This is a genomic window from Pseudomonas thivervalensis (assembly GCF_001269655.1).
GTDB lineage: Bacteria > Pseudomonadota > Gammaproteobacteria > Pseudomonadales > Pseudomonadaceae > Aquipseudomonas > Aquipseudomonas thivervalensis.
Genome location: NZ_LHVE01000006.1, coordinates 310457 through 326248, shown reverse-complemented (window position 1 = coordinate 326248; position 15792 = coordinate 310457). Strand labels below are relative to the sequence as shown.

Here is a 15792-nt window from a genome sequence, read left to right as displayed (position 1 = left end):
ACGAGCGCGGGGCGTGGTATCTGGGATGGATCAGGCGGGATCGCTGCCCAGCACCACATTCAGTGCGCTGCGGGCATCGTCCAGTTGCACCAGCGTGGCATGGCGGGCGCCGAGGGCGTCGCGGTTCTCGATGGCGGTGAGGATCGCCTTGTGTCGCGGCATCGCCAGCTCATGCAGGTTGGGCCGCTGGTTGGAGTGCTTGAGGGCTTCGGCGATGGCCACCGACAACATGTTGCAGAGGTTGGCGAGCAGGTCGTTGTGGGTGGCATCGGCGATGCGGCTGTGGAAGTCCAGGTCCGGTTGCAGCACGGCCTCGGGGGTCGGGGCCGCTTCCATGCGCTGGTAGGCTTCACGGATGGCGGCGATGTCGGCCTCGTCGGCGAACTGTGCGGCAAGGGCGGCGGCGGCCGGTTCGATGATGCTGCGCACGCTGGTCAGCAGGTTGAAAAATTCATTCTGCGGGCTGCTCTGCATCAGCCAATGCAGCACATCCGGGTCGAGCATGTGCCATTCCCGACGGGCCTTGACCACCGTGCCCACCCGCGGGCGCGAATACACCAGGCCCTTGGCGACCAGCACCCGCGTGGCTTCGCGCAGCACCGGGCGGCTGACCGCATACTCTTCGCACAACAAGGCTTCGGCGGGCAGTTTGTCGTCCGGCTTGAAACGCCCGGAGACGATCTGCATGCCCAGTTCCTGGACGATGCGCGCGTGCATGCTTTTGCGGTCGGAGGGTTTGCGGTAATCCATGGGGCGCGGCGCGATCCTGTGCGAGGGGAGTGCTGCGCATGATAGCAGGCGCGGCGGATATTCATCAGGTCAAACCCTTGGGGCTGGTGACCTTGTGGCCAGAGATTGGTCCCGCTGGATTTGTGTAGGAGCTGCCGAAGGCTGCGATCTTTTGATCTTTTGATCTTTTGATCTTTCGCTTGAGATTCAAGTGTATTGGGAAAGATCGCAGCCTCGTTGCACTCGACAGCTCCTACACAGCTCCTACACCGCTCCTACACAGCTCCTCATAGCGGGTCAGTGAGAGTGGCGAGGCACCTCGGCGCCGCGGCAGCCGACCAGGAAGTCGAAGTCACAACCCTGGTCCGCTTGCAGGACGTGGTCGATGTACAGTTGGCGATAGCCACCCACCAGCAGTTGTTGCGGTGGCGCGAGGTCGGCCAGGCGCGCGGCGAGTTCGGCGTCCGGGATGTCCAGGTGCAGGCGGCCGCTGGCGCAATCGAGCTCGATCCAGTCGCCTTCCTTCACTGCCGCCAAAGGTCCGCCGGCGGCGGCTTCCGGTGCCACGTGCAGCACCACTGTGCCGTAGGCGGTGCCGCTCATGCGTGCGTCGGAAATCCGCACCATGTCCGTCACGCCCTGGGCCAGCAGCTTGGCCGGCAAGCCCATGTTGCCCACTTCAGCCATGCCCGGGTAACCCTTCGGCCCGCAGTTTTTCATCACCAGGATCGAGTCGGCGTCGACATCCAGTTCCGGGTCGTTGATCCGTGCCTTGTACTCGTCGAAGTCCTCGAACACCACGGCCCGGCCGCGATGCTGCATCAGCTCAGGCGTGGCGGCGGAAGGCTTGAGCACCGCGCCCAGCGGCGCCAGGTTACCGCGCAGCACGCAGATACCGCCGTCGGCGCGGATCGGGTTGTCCAGGGTGCGGATGACTTCGTCCTGGCCGTAGATCGGTGCGTCCTTGGTGTTGTCGCCGAGGCTCTTGCCGTTGACGGTCAAGGCGTTCGGATGGGGAATCAGGTTGGCTTCGCCGAGGCGTCGCAGCACGGCGGGCAGGCCGCCGGCATAGTAGAACTCTTCCATCAGGAAACGCCCGGACGGTTGCAAGTCGACGATGGTCGGCATGCCGCGACCAATGCGGGTCCAGTCGTCCAGGTCCAGTTGCACGCCGATGCGTCCGGCAATGGCCTTGAGGTGGATCACCGCGTTGGTCGAGCCGCCGATGGCCGCGTTGACTCGAATCGCGTTTTCGAAGGCTTCCTTGGTCAGGATCTTCGACAGCTTCAGGTCTTCACGGACCATTTCCACGGCACGCATGCCGGACATGTGGGCCAGCACATAACGGCGTGCGTCCACGGCCGGAATCGCCGCGTTGTGGGGCAGGGAAGTGCCGAGGGCTTCAGCCATGCAGGCCATGGTCGAGGCCGTGCCCATGGTGTTGCAGGTGCCGGCCGAGCGGGACATGCCGCCCTCGGCCGCGAGGAAATCGTCGATGGTGATGGTGCCGGCCTTGACCTGCTCGCTCAATTGCCAGACCACGGTGCCCGAACCGATGTCCTGGCCCTTGTGCTTGCCGTTGAGCATCGGCCCACCGGTGACAACGATGGCCGGCACGTCGCAACTGGCAGCGCCCATCAGTAGCGCCGGGGTGGTCTTGTCGCAACCGGTGAGCAGCACCACGCCGTCGATCGGGTTGCCGCGAATCGCCTCTTCCACGTCCATGCTCGCCAGGTTGCGGGTCAGCATGGCGGTGGGGCGCAGGTTCGATTCGCCGTTGGAGAACACCGGGAATTCCACCGGGAACCCCCCGGCCTCGATCACGCCGCGCTTGACGTGCTCGGCAATTTGCCGGAAGTGCGCGTTGCACGGCGTCAGCTCCGACCAGGTGTTGCAGATGCCGATGATCGGCTTGCCGTGGAACTGATGGTCGGCGATGCCCTGATTTTTCATCCAGCTGCGGTACATGAAGCCGTTTTTGTCGGCGGTGCCAAACCATTGGGCCGAGCGCAGGGAGGGTTTCTTATCAGACATGATCGATTCTCTTATTGTATGACTATATTGTTCTAGCTGAAGCGTAACATAAGCGCAATTTGTGCGGTTTGGAAGTGTTGTTGGGTAAATAGTATTACTATATAGTCCGATTCAACGGAGGGGTTGTCCTGGCGGTCATGCGCGAGAGAAATCCCCCGAGGTTCCATAACAACAACAATCGGAGACCGGTCCCATGAGCCAGGAATTGCGGCTTATTCGCCGCATTACGCTGAAACTGATTCCCTTCCTGATCCTGCTGTACCTGATCGCCTACGTGGACCGTTCCGCGGTGGGCTTTGCCAAGCTGCACATGGGGGCCGACATCGGCATCGGCGACGCTGCCTACGGCCTGGGTGCCGGGCTGTTTTTCATCGGTTATTTCCTGCTGGAGATCCCCAGCAACCTGATGCTGGAGCGCTTCGGTGCCCGGCGCTGGTTCGCTCGGATCATGGTCACCTGGGGCGCCATCACCATCGGCATGGCCTTCGTCCAGGGGCCTCACAGCTTCTATGTGATGCGCTTTTTGCTGGGTGCGGCCGAAGCCGGGTTCTTCCCGGGCGTGCTGTACTACATCACCCAGTGGTTCCCGGTGCGCCATCGCGGCAAGATCCTGGGCCTGTTCATTCTCTCCCAACCCATCGCGATGATGATCACCGGCCCGGTGTCCGGCGGCTTGCTGGGCATGGACGGCATCCTCGGCCTGCACGGCTGGCAGTGGCTGTTCATCGTCATCGGCCTGCCGGCGGTGCTGTTGACCTGGCCGGTGCTGCGCTACCTGCCGGATGGCCCGCAACAGGTGAAATGGATGGACCAGGCCGAGAAGGACTGGCTGTCCGGTGAGTTGAAAAAGGACCAGCAGGAATACGGCCAGACCCGCCACGGCAATCCGCTGCATGCCCTCAAGGACAAGCGTGTTCTGCTGCTGGCGCTGTTCTATCTGCCGGTGACCTTGAGCATCTACGGCCTGGGCCTGTGGTTGCCGACGCTGATCAAGCAGTTCGGCGGCAGCGATCTGGTGACCGGTTTCGTGTCGTCGGTGCCGTACATTTTCGGCATCGTCGGCCTGCTGATCATTCCCCGCAGTTCCGACCGCTTGAACGACCGCTACGGTCACTTGGCCGTGTTGTACGTACTGGGTGCCATCGGTCTGTTCCTCAGTGCCTGGTTGTCGGTGCCGGTGTTGCAACTGGCCGCGCTGTGCCTGGTGGCGTTCGCGCTGTTTTCCTGCACGGCGGTGTTCTGGACCTTGCCGGGACGGTTCTTTGCCGGCGCCAGTGCGGCGGCGGGCATTGCGCTGATCAACTCGGTGGGCAACCTGGGCGGCTACATCGGCCCGTTCGTGATCGGTGCGCTGAAGGAGTACACCGGTAACCTGGCTTCGGGGCTGTATTTCCTGTCTTGCGTGATGGTGTTCGGCCTGGTGTTGACCGGCGTGGTCTATCGCCTTTTGGAGCGCAAGCATGTGTTGCCGGCGGACCAGTTCGCCGCCAGTGCCCGCGGGGCGACGCGTACCTGAACTTATTGCAATTGTGGAAGAGCGCTTTTGTGGCGAGGGAGCTTGCTCCCGCTCGACTGCGTGTAGGAGCTGTCGAGTGCAACGAGGCTGCGATCTTGTTCCAGACAATTGAGTCCTGAGCGAAAGATCAAAAGATCGCAGCCTTCGGCAGCTCCTACACAACAAAAGCCTGCTACGCCTATTCAAGTTTTGTTTACAGGGAGAAAACCCATGCGTTTAGTTCAGTTCGAATTGAGTAACGGCGAACGCCGCGTCGGTGTGGTCGACGGCGATCAGGTGCGTGAAGTGCAGGGCGCCGGTACCGTGCGCGAGCTGGCGCTGGCGGCCATCGAAGCGGGCGTGAAGCTTGAGCAGCAGGTCAACGGTCTGGGCCTGGGGGCGAGCCATGACTATGCCCGGTTGCTCGGTGAGCTGCGCATCCTGCCGCCACTGGATCACCCGGACCCGGCGCACCTGTTGGTCAGCGGCACCGGCCTGACCCACCTGGGCAGTGCCTCGGCCCGGGACAAGATGCACCAGCAGGCCGGCGACGAAGCGGCCATGACCGACACCATGCGCATCTTCAAGTGGGGCGTGGAGGGCGGTAAACCCCAGGCCGGGCAGGCCGGCGTGCAACCGGAATGGTTCTACAAGGGCGACGGCAGCATCGTGGTCCGCCCGGGCCATCCGTTCCCGCTGCCGCCCTTTGCCGAAGACGCCGGCGAAGAGCCGGAAATCAGCGGCCTGTATGTCATCGGCCACGACGGCAAGCCCTATCGCCTGGGCTTTGCCGTGGGCAACGAGTTTTCCGACCACGTGATGGAGCGCAAGAATTACCTGTACCTGGCCCATTCGAAACTGCGCAGTTGCAGTTTCGGCCCGGAACTTCGCGTGGGTGAATTGCCTCAACATCTGTCCGGGACCAGTCGTATCCTGCGCAACGGCGAAGTGCTGTGGCAGAACGAATTCCTCAGTGGCGAGGCGAACATGTGCCACAGCCTCGAAAACCTGGAGTTCCACCACTTCAAGTACAGTCAGTTCCTGCGCCCGGGGGACGTCCACGTTCACTTCTTCGGCACCGCGACCCTGTCGTTCGCCGATGGCATCCGCACGCAGCCGGGGGATGTGTTCGAAATCAGCCAGGCTGAATTCGGCGCGCCGCTGGTCAACGGCATTGCCCCGGTGGACGCGGTGTTCAATCCGGGTACTATCGGCACACTTTGAAAGGAGACTTGCGATGAACCAGATCCTTGGCCACAACTACATCGGTGGGGCGCGCAGCGCGGCCGGCCAGACTCGCCTGCAGAGCGTCGACGCCAGCACTGGCGAGGCCTTGCCCCATGAATTTGTCCAGGCCACGACCGAAGAAGTCGACGCCGCCGCCAAGGCTGCCGCCGCGGCGTATCCAGCCTACCGCAGCCTGAGCGCGGTGCGCCGGGCCGAGTTCCTCGAAGCCATTGCCGATGAGCTGGATGCCTTGGGCGATGACTTCGTGGCCGTGGTCTGCCGTGAAACCGCCTTGCCGGCGGCACGGATCCAGGGTGAGCGCGGTCGTACCAGCGGGCAGATGCGCCTGTTCGCCAAAGTCTTGCGCCGGGGTGATTTCTACGGCGCGCGCATCGACCGCGCCTTGCCTGAGCGCACGCCGTTGCCGCGTCCGGACCTGCGCCAGTACCGCATCGGCCTGGGCCCGGTTGCCGTGTTCGGCGCCAGTAACTTCCCCCTGGCATTTTCCACTGCCGGTGGCGACACGGCGTCGGCCCTGGCGGCCGGTTGCCCGGTAGTGTTCAAGGCCCACAGCGGCCACATGGCGACCGCCGAGCACGTGGCCGATGCGATCATTCGCGCGGCGGAGAAAACCTCGATGCCGGCCGGCGTGTTCAACATGATCTACGGCGGTGGCGTCGGCGAATGGCTGGTCAAGCATCCGGCGATCCAGGCCGTGGGCTTCACCGGCTCCCTCAGGGGCGGCCGTGCGCTGTGCGACATGGCGGCCGCACGACCGCAGCCGATCCCGGTGTTCGCCGAGATGTCGAGCATCAACCCGGTGATCGTATTGCCGCAGGCGCTGGAAACCCGCGCCGAGAGCATCGCGCGCGACTTGACCGCCTCGGTGGTGCAGGGCTGCGGTCAATTCTGTACCAACCCTGGGTTGGTGATCGGCATTCGCTCGCCGCAGTTCAGCGCCTTCACCCAGCAGGTGGCTGCGCTGATCGGCGACCAGGCGCCCCAGACCATGCTCAACGCCGGCACGCTGCAAAGCTACGGCAAGGGCTTGCAGAAACTGTTGGCTCACCCGGGCATCGAACACCTGGCCGGGCGCGAGCAACAGGGCAACCAGGCCCAGCCGCAGTTGTTCAAGGCCGACGCCAGCCTGCTGATCAACGGTGACGAGGCGCTGCAAGAAGAAGTGTTCGGCCCGACCACGGTGTTTGTCGAAGTCGCCGACCAGGCGCAACTGACCGCCGCGCTGAACGGCCTGCACGGCCAACTGACAGCCACGATGATCGGCGAACCGGCGGATTTCGAACGGTTCAGCGAGTTGACACCGTTGCTGGAACAGAAGGTTGGTCGCATCCTGCTCAACGGTTATCCGACCGGGGTGGAGGTGTGTGACTCGATGGTGCACGGCGGGCCATACCCGGCGACGTCCGATGCTCGTGGTACGTCGGTGGGTACACTGGCGATCGATCGCTTCCTGCGTCCGGTGTGCTTCCAGAACTACCCGGACAGCCTGCTGCCCGAGCCGCTGAAGAACGCCAACCCGCTGGGGATCCAGCGGTTGGTGGATGGGGTGCCGGGGCGCGAGGCGCTCTGACAGTTCCATTGACGTTCAATTGACTGCCGCCATCGCGAGCAGGCTCGCTCCCACAGGGGATCGTTGGTGAATACGAAAGGTGTGTTCGCCGCAGATCCAATTGTGGGAGCGAGCCTGCTCGCGATAGCGGTCTGTCAGGCAACATGGCTTTCGAACCTTATGGCCCAAGGCTCACTCTGACATTGGGTTATCATGCAGGCTTTCCCAATGACCGACTGATCACCATGACTGCCGTAACCGACACCCTGCTCGATGCCCTTCACAAATGCGACATGCTGATCATCGACAAGCTGCATGCGTTCGATTTTTCCCTCGACGAGCAAGACCAGTTGCACGTCGAGTGCATGAACGGTCGCACCCGCGAGCATTGGCGTTTCACTCCGGCGCAGATGCAGGCCGCGACCTTCGATAAAACCTGCAATCACTGGGTCATCACCAGCGATTCGGGTGATCACCACCTGGAGTGCGTGGAGGCCACCAGCGGCCACGACGATGAGGACGACGAAGATGAAAATGCGTAGTCTCTGGCCGCTGTTGATGGCCGGCAGCGTGGGCGCCATGGGCGTCCAGGCGGACACCGAAGACCGTCAGCAGTTGCTGGTGGGGTCCTACACCGCCGGGCAGAGCCAAGGCATCTACCGGTTGCAGTTCGACAGCCGTACCGGCCAGATCGACGCGAACCCGTTGCAAGTGATCAAGGCTGACAACCCCTCCTGGCTGACCCTGTCCAAGGACATGACCCGGCTGTTCGTGGTCAACGAAAACGGGCCGGGCCAGAAAGACCCGGTGGGCAAGGTCAGCAGCTACGCCATCGACCCGAAGACCCATGCCGTCAGCCTGATCAACCAGGTGCAGTCCCTGGGCAACGAGCCGACCCATTCCAGCTTGAGCCACGACGGCCAGCATTTGTTGGTCAGTAACTATTCCGTCCTGGAAAACCCGGGCGGCACCTTGGTGGTGCTGCCGGTGGGGGCGGATGGCAAGCTGGCGCCAGTGGTGCAGTCGGGCAGCCATCAGCCGAGTCGGGTCAATCCCGAGCGGCAGAAGTCCGGCCATGTGCATTCCGCGGTGCCGTCCCCGGACGGCAAATATGTGTTCGCCAATGACCTGGGGGCGGACAAGGTGTTTGTCTACCGCTACGACCCCAAGGCCAACCCCGAGCTGCCGCTGACGCCTGCCGATCCGCCATTCGTGCAGTTGCCGCCGGGCAGCGGGCCGCGTCATCTGTTGTTCAGTGGCGACGGCAAGCACGCCTGGCTGACGATGGAGATGACCGCGCAGGTCGCGGTATTCGATTACCAGGAGGGTCGCCTGACCCAGCGCCAATTGGTCGCTCTGGCCGACGCAAAGCCCCAGCCGGGTAAAGCAGCGGCAGCGTTGCATGCTTCCAGAGACGGCAAGTTCCTGTACGTCAGCAATCGTGGCACCACCAACGAAATATTGGTGTTCGCTGTCGACCCGGCCTCCGGCACCTTGAAGGAGGTGCAGCGACGCTCCGTCGAGGGCGATCACCCCCGGGAGTTCAGCCTCGATCCAAGCGAAAAATTCGTCCTGGTCGCCAATCAGAAGAGCAACCAGATCGTGGTCATGGAGCGCGATCCAACGACCGGCCTGCTGGGCAAGACCGTTCAGAAATTGCCCATGGATGCGCCGAGCGATGTGAAATTCCTGGTTCGTCAATAACGCGAAGGCCCCGATTTTCGGGGCCTTCACCGTTGTATCAACGAGACTGATAGTCGCTAGTATTACAAAGCATTTCAAGACGAGACGCCTCGGCGCGTAAGTTTGCTTCACGGCCCCACCGGGCAAATCAGCCAACTGAATCCGAGGACTACCGCCATGAACCTGAATCTTTTTTCCGTAATCGCCGCTTCCGCCATCTCCGCCACCGTGGCGTTGCCAGCCAGTGCCAGCATCGAGATCAGCGACAAGAAAAACCGTACCCAGAGCTACACCGAGAAATACCTGCAACGGAGCGCTAACTTCTATGCCGCGCTGGACCACAAGACCCAACACTGAACCACGCCAATCACTGAAGCCTGCGATCTTTTCGTTTCCTGCCTGGATGCCAGGGGAGAGAAAAGATCGCAGGCTTCGTGCGTAGGGTTGAAAATCCTCATTGTGATATCACATAGCCATGTGTTTAAATTTGACGCTAGTTAATTGACTCCTTACCAATAAGGATCGACACCATGGCGATGCGTCTGGCAGTGATGCTGCTGTTCCTCTATTCCACACCAATTGTCTCGGCTGCCCAGCCCGTTCCCGGTGAGCTGGAAGTTGCTCGTGAGCGATTGTTGAGCTTGCTGAGCGACTGAGAGGGGCTTTCTATCAATCAATAAAACTGATGGTGACTATGCATATTGGTCGCTACTCATAGCGGTTTATTTGATTGATCCTGTGGGCATTCAAACATGCCCACGGAGAACCCATGGCCAGCGCAATTCTTTCTTCTGCCAAACACGGCGCCTACATAGCCATTGGTTTCTATGTGGCATTGGTGTTGCTGGTCAGTGTTGGAGCCCAGTATCAGGGCGCCGTTGAAACCTCCCTGCAAGCTTCCACTCTTGGCCATCATCAAGTCTCCGTTGTCGCTGCTGAACAGGGCGCAGTGAAAGGAGCCGCCGGGGCATGAGCAGGTGCAAATTCTGGGTGATCGCCTTCCTGGCATTTATCACCAATGGTTTTTCATTACTCGGAATGGGGCAGGCGTCGGCGGGGTCATTGGCGCGGACGATCGAATGCAATCACAACATCGCCCATAACATCCTCACCGCCCGGGCATTGGGAGTGTTGGTGGGGAATCCGCCGGCCAAGCCAAGGGTGGCGGTGTTTGGGCCGTTTCAAATTGATTGCGCCAGCGTGCGCATGTGCAGCGCCGCGGCTTGAGCAGGTTGTCGAGCTTTCGTGGCGAGGGAGCTTGCTCCCGCTCGGCTGCGCAGCAGACGCTTTGGATGTAGACCGAATGGGCCTGCTGCGCAGGCCAGCGGGAGCAAGCTCCCTCGCCACAAAGCGCGCTCGCCGGGCAAATATCTATTTGGCCATGATCGCCTCGAACAGCTCTGACTCGAGCAAAACCTGCAACCATGCTTGTAGCCGAGGGTAGGGCGCCTGGGCAAACCAGTCGCGGTCGACGTGGGCGAATTGCCGCACGAATGGCATCAGCGCTACATCGGCCAGGCTCTGGTGCGCTGCCGCCAGAAATGGCCGGGTTTCAAGCAATGCTTCCAGCCTGCGCAAAAAGACCTCGCCCTCGGCCCGATAATGCTCCTTGGGGTACTCGGGATGGCGCTCAGGGTATTTGTAGCGATTCAAGTGCAGCTTGAAAACTTGGTCGTTTTCCTCGATCAACGCCGCCGTCAGCGCCTGGCCTTCGGCATCGTCCCGTAGCCTCCAGTCTTGCGGATCATGCTGGGCCAAGGCCCAGCTCATGATCTCCAGGCTCTCATCGATCACCCGGTCATCGACCTGCAGCACCGGCACGGTGCCTTTGATGGAGAGGGCGAGCATCTCGGCTGGCTTGGCCTTCAGGCTGACTTCGACAATAGTCATATCGACCGCGCTATAGCGCAGAGCCATGCGCGCCCGCATCGCATAAGGACAGCGGCGAAAGGAGTAGAGCGTGGCACGGCTCATTTCACTTCCACCGTGCTCAACCCGTTGCCCTGGCGTCGCACCTGGATCTGCACCGGGATCCGCTCGTGCATTTCCTGCACATGGGAAATCACCGCGACCTTGCGGCCTTGGGCCTGCAAGCCGTCGAGGGCGTCCATCGCCAGTTGCAGCGATTCGGGGTCGAGGCTGCCGAAGCCTTCGTCGATGAACAGCGATTCGATCTTCAGTGTGCTGGACGCCATCGAGGCCAGGCCCAAGGCCAGGGCGAGGGAGACCAGGAAGGTTTCGCCGCCGGACAACGAATGCACCGAGCGCAGTTCATCGCCCATTTCCGTGTCCATCACCAACAGCCCGAGCATGCTGCCGCCGCGCTTGAGCCGGTAGCGGCGCACCAGTTGCCGCAGTTGGGCATTGGCGTGATGCACCAGCAAGTCGAGGTTGTAGGCCTGGGCCAGCTTGCGGAAGCGGTCGCCGGTGGCCGAACCGATCAGGGCATCGAGGCGAGCCCAGCGCTGGTATTCGGCGTAGGCCTGGTCGATCTGCTGGGCCAGGGCCTGGTTGGCGTTCTGCCGGCGCTGGTCCTCGGCCTGTTCGGCGCGCAGTTCGGCACAGCGCTGTTCGCTGACGGCGAATTGCGCTTGCACCTCGGTAAGGGCTTCGGCGAGTTGCTCGGGCGCCAGGTTGCCGTTGTGCTGGGCCTGGTGGTTTTGCAGGCGTTGCTCGCGTTCGGTGAGCAGCACGCGGGCCTGCTCGATGGCTTTTTCGCTGTTGAGCAAGCGCAGGCGCAACTGGCCGACGTAGGGTTCGTCCAGGCTGAGCAGGGCTTCAAGGGTGGCATCGTCCAGTTCAGGATGGCCGGCTCGCCACTGCGCGATACCGGTAGCCAGCGCCTGTGTTTCTTGGGCCAGGGATTGGGCCTGCTCCTGGCGGGCCTTGAGTTCGGCGGCCAGTTGCACAAGGCTGTTGCGCATTTGCTGCAACTGCTGATTGGCCGTCGCCTCGGCTTCCCGGGTCTGTTCGAGGCTCTGGTCGAGTTGTTTCTGCCAGTGTTCGGCGCTGGTGTGTTCGCCGAGCAGTTGCGCGAGTTTCTCCTGGCAGGTTTGCTGTTGCTCGCTCAGGGTGCTGAATTGCAGGCGGTCCGATTCCAGTTGCCGGAGGCGGGTCTGCTGGCGGTCCTGTTCTTTCTCCAGGGTCTGCTGGCGCTGGCGTTGTTCGTCCAGTTCGTCGCGTTGCTGCTCCAGTTGTTCCAGGCGCCGGGCTATCTGCTGGTCGAGCTGCAGGAAGGTCGTGGCGGGCTCGTTGCGCAAGGCCTGCAAGATGTCAGCCGGCAGCAGGGTGCTGAAGTGGTTCAGTTCCTCGTCCAGGCGCTGGCGGTCACGGGCCAGTTCCTGCTGCTGCGTGCCCAGGTGTTGTGAGGCCTGTTGGCTGGCGGTTTCGGCCTCGCGCAGGCGCTGGCCCATGCGCGCGGCGTCCTGTTGCAGGGTCAGCAGGGCGGTTTGTCGTTGCTCATCCTGGCTGATGTGCTGGTGCAGTTGGCTGTTCTGTTGGGCCAGCCAGGCGTCGCGCTTGCTCGAATCCTGCGCTAGCAGTTGCGCCGACAATGGGTGGGCCTCCAGGCTGGGCGCCAGGCCCTGTTGCTGGCTGGCGAGCTGTTCCTGCTGCTGTTTGAGTTCCTTGAGCTGGGCGATGACGCCGCTGTACTGCGCCCGCAGGTCGATAACTTTTTCATTGAGCAGGTCGACGGCTTTGCGGGCGTTGGCCTCTTCGGTTTCATCGAAGCGCCCGAGGTTCTCCAGCAGGGCTTCGGGTTGATGATAAGGATGCTCGACGCTGCCGCACACCGGGCAGGGTTGTTCGTCCTGCAACTGTGCGCGCAGCTGCTCGACGCTTTCGCTACGGGCCAGGCGCTGGCGCTCCAGCAGTTCGCGGGTGACGGTCAGGGTCTGTTCGGCGATGGTCAGTTCGGCCTTGGCTTCGCCGCCCTCACGCACCAGGCGGTCACGCTCCTGCAACGCCTGTTGCTGACGTTGTTCCAGTTCGGCGCCACGTTTATCCAACTCTTGCTGACTGGCCCACAGCCGGGTCAGGTCTTCGAAGGCGCGCAGTTGCTTGCGGTTGTCTTGCAGCAGGTTGCCGAGCAGTTGGATTTGTTCGGCCACTGCCTCGGGCTCGGCGCCGGCTTCCTTGTACAGCACTTCGAGGTCTTGTCGGTGGGTGGCCAATGCCTCGGCGGCGCGGATGGCGCTTTGTTCCAGCGCGGCGAGTTCGGCCTGGCCCTGGTTCAGGCGATTGCCGATCAGCATCAGTTGTTGTAGGCGATCGCGATAGGCGCTCCACGCGTCGCTCAGCGGCGCCAGGTGCGTGCTTTGTTCAAGCTCGCCGGCGATGCGTTGCAAGCGCTCGGCCACCTGCTTTTGCTGATCGAGCAAGGTATCGATGGTGCGCTGGCCTTCGCGGCACGCCTGTTGCGCCTGATCCTGGCGCTCGGCGGCTTGGCTCGTGTCCTTGGCGAGGCGGGCCAGGGTGCTCTGCTCTTCAAAGGCCTGGCGCAGCAACGGCGCGCGGTCGCTGCTTTGTTGGCGGGCCGCGGCCAATGCCAATTGTGCAGTGCCCAGGCCTTTTTCCAGTTCGGCCTGCTGCTGATACAGGTCGATTTGCTGCTGGGTGAGCTGTTGGATCTGTGCGGCCAAAGGGTCGAGCTGTCGGCTCAGTTCCGCCTGGCGGATGAACTGATGACGCTGGGGCGCCAGTTGTTCCAGGCGCGTCAGTTTCAGGCGTTCGTCGGCCAGAGCGTTCCAGTCGGCCTGGGCTTGTTGCAGCTGTTCGGCGGCGCTGGCGTGTTCGTCCTGCAACTGGCGCAAATCGCGCAGCCAGGTGTGTTGCTGCTCCAGTTGCTTGAGTTGCGCCTGTTGGGCCTTGAGTTGTTGCTGGGCGTCGTTGAAGCGCTGGTCAAGCTCGGCCCGGGCCTCGGGGGCCAGGGGCGTGACACCGCTGGCCTGGTCCTGCAATTGCCGGTGACTGTCCTTGGCGTGCTTGGCCTTGTCGAAGGCACGACGGCCGAGGCGGGTATACAGGGCAGTGTCGGTGAGTTTTTCCAGCAGTTCGCTGCGGTCGTTGTCATCGGCCTTGAGGAACGCACTGAACTCGCTCTGGGCCAACAATACGGCACGGGTGAACTGCTCGAAGTTCAGGCCCAGGGCGGTTTCGAGCTGGGTCTTGTATTCGCCTTTCTGGCTCGCCAGCAGTTGATCGTTGTCCAGGTCACGCAGGCTCTGGCGGCTGGCTTGCAACTTGCCACCGGCCTTTTCCCGGGCGCGATTGGCTTCCCAGCGGGCCCGATAGCGGCGCCCGTCGATGCCGCGAAAATCCACTTCGGCAAAGCCGTCGCCAGTGCCGCGGCGCAACAGCGTGCGCGGGTCGCCGGTGGCAATCTCGCCATCGACGTCCGGCACCTTGGCGTCGCGCCCGGTGTTGTTGAGGCGCGGCACGGCCCCGAACAGCGCCAGGCACAAGGCGTCGAGCAGGGTGCTCTTGCCGGCGCCGGTAGGGCCGGTGATGGCGAACAGGCCGGCGCTGGCCAAGGGTTCGGCGGTGAAATCGATTTCAAAAGGCCCGGCCAGGGACGCCAGGTTCTTCAGGCGGATCGCGAGAATCTTCATGGTTGCTCGCTCTCCATCTGCACGTCTTGCAACAGCACGGCAAAATCCTTGAGGGTTTGTTCATCCACTTCGTTGCCGTAGGTGTCCTGCCAGGCGCGGCTGAACAGTTCCTGCGGGCTGAGCTGATCCAACTCCACCAGCGCGCTGCCGTCATCGGCGCTGCTGTTACCGCCGGTGCCGGCGTACTCGGCGGCGATCCGCACCAGGCGCACGGCCTTGCCTTGCAACGCGGTTTCAACCTGGTGGCGCAGGTCGGGTTGCGGTTCGTCGAGGCGCACCCGCACTTCCAGCCAGGGTTGGCGCTGGACATCGGCCAACAGGTCGATATCAGGCAGCTCCTTGAGTTGCCCGAGGATATCGGCCAAAGGGGCCGGGCCCAGGCGTTGCAGGTTGACGGCCCGGGGAATCAGGCGCGGCTCGACCTTGACCAGCGTTTCGCCGTCCAGGGTGATATCGAGAATCTGGTGCTGATAGCCGATTTCCGAGAACGACAATGGGATCGGCGAGCCGCTGTAGCGGATACGTTCTTCACCGTTGACCTTTTGCGGCTTGTGCAAGTGGCCGAGGGCGACGTAGCTGATGCTTGGGCCGAACAGGCTGGCGGGCAGGGCCTCGGCGTTGCCGATGATCAGGCTGCGTTCGGAATCCTCGGACACCGAACCGCCGGCCATGTGCGCATGGCTGACGGCGATCAGCGCCTGGCCTTTCTTGCGCTTGCTGTTGGCCGCGGCGATCAACCACTCATGCACCTGGCCGATGCCTCGCAGGTAGTCGTCGCCCAGTTGCGCACCGGTGACTTCGGCGGGGCGCAGGAACGGCAGAGCCAGGCACCACGCCTTGACCTTGCCCTTGGCGTCGGGCAGCGGCAACAACAGGCGCTCGACGTCCAGTTGGCCGTCGTCCAGCCACAACACCCGGCCCAGGGCGTGGGTGCGCAAGCGTCGCATCAGCGGCGCCGGCAATTCGATGCGCGAGCCGGAGTCGTGGTTGCCGGCGATCATGACGATGGTCAGGTTGGCGTTTTGTTCGTGGGCGCTGACGATGAAATCGTACAGCCGCTCCTGGGCTTTGACCGGCGGGTTGACGGTGTCGAAGATGTCGCCAGCGACCAGCAGCACGTCGGGTTTTTCCTGGGCCAGCTGACGCAGCAACCAGTCGAGGAAGCAGGCGTGTTCGAAATCGCGCTCCTGGCCGTGCAGGTTTTGCCCCAGGTGCCAGTCGGAGGTGTGAAACAGACGCAAGGCGAACTCCAGAAAACAGATGATGGCCGCGGTGAAGAGGAGGGCGGCTAAAAGAAGCAGAGTTTACTGGGAAACCGGGCAGAGGACCCGTGCAACTTCGAGGGATCTGCTGCAGCGCGATCTTGTGGCGAGGGAGCTTGCTCCCGCTCGATTGCGTAGCAATCCAAAAGGGGACTGCTGCGCAGCCCAGCGGGAGCAAGC

At 62.7% G+C, this 15792-nt stretch carries 14 protein-coding genes; 9 read left to right on the top strand and 5 right to left on the bottom strand.

Going from position 1 to position 15792, the window contains the following annotated elements; genetic code table 11:
* Positions 1–30 precede the first annotated feature (30 nt).
* Together AD659_RS07375 and AD659_RS07370 are read right to left on the bottom strand one after the other, a co-directional pair.
* Positions 31–750, bottom strand: a complete 720-nt coding sequence (locus tag AD659_RS07375) for a FadR/GntR family transcriptional regulator (RefSeq protein ID WP_053119770.1) — start codon at positions 748–750, stop codon at positions 31–33.
* Positions 751–1026: 276 nt separating this feature from the next.
* The gene (locus AD659_RS07370; protein ID WP_053119768.1) at positions 1027–2763 is read right to left on the bottom strand and encodes an IlvD/Edd family dehydratase; all 1737 of its coding nucleotides are present in this window, start codon (positions 2761–2763) and stop codon (positions 1027–1029) included.
* A 193-nt stretch (positions 2764–2956) separates the two neighbouring features.
* Between AD659_RS07370 and AD659_RS07365 the strand changes: the two genes are divergently transcribed.
* The 9 genes from AD659_RS07365 to AD659_RS07330 all read left to right on the top strand — a co-directional run bounded on the left by AD659_RS07365 (position 2957) and on the right by AD659_RS07330 (position 9965).
* On the top strand, positions 2957–4279 hold the full coding sequence (locus AD659_RS07365; RefSeq protein ID WP_053119767.1) for an MFS transporter: 1323 nt from the start codon (positions 2957–2959) through the stop codon (positions 4277–4279).
* Between the two features lie 210 nt (positions 4280–4489).
* On the top strand, positions 4490–5482 hold the full coding sequence (araD1, locus tag AD659_RS07360) for an AraD1 family protein (RefSeq protein WP_053119765.1): 993 nt from the start codon (positions 4490–4492) through the stop codon (positions 5480–5482).
* 13 nt (positions 5483–5495) lie between these two features.
* Positions 5496–7076, top strand: a complete 1581-nt coding sequence (locus AD659_RS07355; protein ID WP_053119763.1) for an aldehyde dehydrogenase (NADP(+)) — start codon at positions 5496–5498, stop codon at positions 7074–7076.
* A 224-nt stretch (positions 7077–7300) separates the two neighbouring features.
* The gene (locus AD659_RS07350; RefSeq protein ID WP_053119986.1) at positions 7301–7597 is read left to right on the top strand and encodes a DUF5629 family protein; all 297 of its coding nucleotides are present in this window, start codon (positions 7301–7303) and stop codon (positions 7595–7597) included.
* Positions 7584–8759, top strand: a complete 1176-nt coding sequence (locus AD659_RS07345; protein WP_053119760.1) for a lactonase family protein — start codon at positions 7584–7586, stop codon at positions 8757–8759. The genes AD659_RS07350 and AD659_RS07345 overlap by 14 nt, the downstream gene beginning before the upstream one ends.
* 156 nt (positions 8760–8915) lie before the next feature.
* A complete protein-coding gene (locus tag AD659_RS07340; RefSeq protein ID WP_053119758.1) occupies positions 8916–9095 on the top strand; it encodes a hypothetical protein in 180 nt (59 codons plus the stop codon).
* 173 nt (positions 9096–9268) lie between these two features.
* The gene (locus AD659_RS30340) at positions 9269–9394 is read left to right on the top strand and encodes a hypothetical protein (protein WP_256207078.1); all 126 of its coding nucleotides are present in this window, start codon (positions 9269–9271) and stop codon (positions 9392–9394) included.
* Positions 9395–9507: 113 nt separating this feature from the next.
* A complete protein-coding gene (locus AD659_RS07335) occupies positions 9508–9711 on the top strand; it encodes a hypothetical protein (protein WP_053119756.1) in 204 nt (67 codons plus the stop codon).
* Positions 9708–9965, top strand: a complete 258-nt coding sequence (locus AD659_RS07330) for a hypothetical protein (RefSeq protein WP_053119754.1) — start codon at positions 9708–9710, stop codon at positions 9963–9965. The genes AD659_RS07335 and AD659_RS07330 overlap by 4 nt, the downstream gene beginning before the upstream one ends.
* 144 nt (positions 9966–10109) lie before the next feature.
* On the opposite strand, the gene AD659_RS07325 is transcribed toward AD659_RS07330, so the two are convergent.
* Genes AD659_RS07325 through AD659_RS07315 form a run of 3 tightly spaced genes read right to left on the bottom strand, consistent with a single transcriptional unit; the run spans position 10110 to position 15591 of the window.
* On the bottom strand, positions 10110–10712 hold the full coding sequence (locus tag AD659_RS07325) for a glutathione S-transferase (RefSeq protein WP_053119752.1): 603 nt from the start codon (positions 10710–10712) through the stop codon (positions 10110–10112).
* Entirely contained in the window at positions 10709–14350 is a 3642-nt protein-coding gene (locus AD659_RS07320; protein WP_053119750.1) for an AAA family ATPase, read from the bottom strand. Before AD659_RS07320 ends, AD659_RS07325 begins: the two co-directional genes overlap by 4 nt.
* Complete coding sequence (locus AD659_RS07315) at positions 14347–15591, bottom strand: exonuclease SbcCD subunit D C-terminal domain-containing protein (RefSeq protein WP_053119748.1); 1245 nt, start codon at positions 15589–15591, stop codon at positions 14347–14349. Before AD659_RS07315 ends, AD659_RS07320 begins: the two co-directional genes overlap by 4 nt.
* Between the last annotated feature and the right edge of the window lie 201 nt (positions 15592–15792).

Coding starts and splice junctions, on each gene's coding strand:
- AD659_RS07375 (WP_053119770.1), bottom strand. CDS start 750: ATGGATTACCGCAAACCCTCCGACCGCAAAAGCATGCACGCGCGCATC.
- AD659_RS07370 (WP_053119768.1), bottom strand. CDS start 2,763: ATGTCTGATAAGAAACCCTCCCTGCGCTCGGCCCAATGGTTTGGCACC.
- AD659_RS07365 (WP_053119767.1), top strand. CDS start 2,957: ATGAGCCAGGAATTGCGGCTTATTCGCCGCATTACGCTGAAACTGATT.
- araD1 (WP_053119765.1), top strand. CDS start 4,490: ATGCGTTTAGTTCAGTTCGAATTGAGTAACGGCGAACGCCGCGTCGGT.
- AD659_RS07355 (WP_053119763.1), top strand. CDS start 5,496: ATGAACCAGATCCTTGGCCACAACTACATCGGTGGGGCGCGCAGCGCG.
- AD659_RS07350 (WP_053119986.1), top strand. CDS start 7,301: ATGACTGCCGTAACCGACACCCTGCTCGATGCCCTTCACAAATGCGAC.
- AD659_RS07345 (WP_053119760.1), top strand. CDS start 7,584: ATGAAAATGCGTAGTCTCTGGCCGCTGTTGATGGCCGGCAGCGTGGGC.
- AD659_RS07340 (WP_053119758.1), top strand. CDS start 8,916: ATGAACCTGAATCTTTTTTCCGTAATCGCCGCTTCCGCCATCTCCGCC.
- AD659_RS30340 (WP_256207078.1), top strand. CDS start 9,269: ATGGCGATGCGTCTGGCAGTGATGCTGCTGTTCCTCTATTCCACACCA.
- AD659_RS07335 (WP_053119756.1), top strand. CDS start 9,508: ATGGCCAGCGCAATTCTTTCTTCTGCCAAACACGGCGCCTACATAGCC.
- AD659_RS07330 (WP_053119754.1), top strand. CDS start 9,708: ATGAGCAGGTGCAAATTCTGGGTGATCGCCTTCCTGGCATTTATCACC.
- AD659_RS07325 (WP_053119752.1), bottom strand. CDS start 10,712: ATGAGCCGTGCCACGCTCTACTCCTTTCGCCGCTGTCCTTATGCGATG.
- AD659_RS07320 (WP_053119750.1), bottom strand. CDS start 14,350: ATGAAGATTCTCGCGATCCGCCTGAAGAACCTGGCGTCCCTGGCCGGG.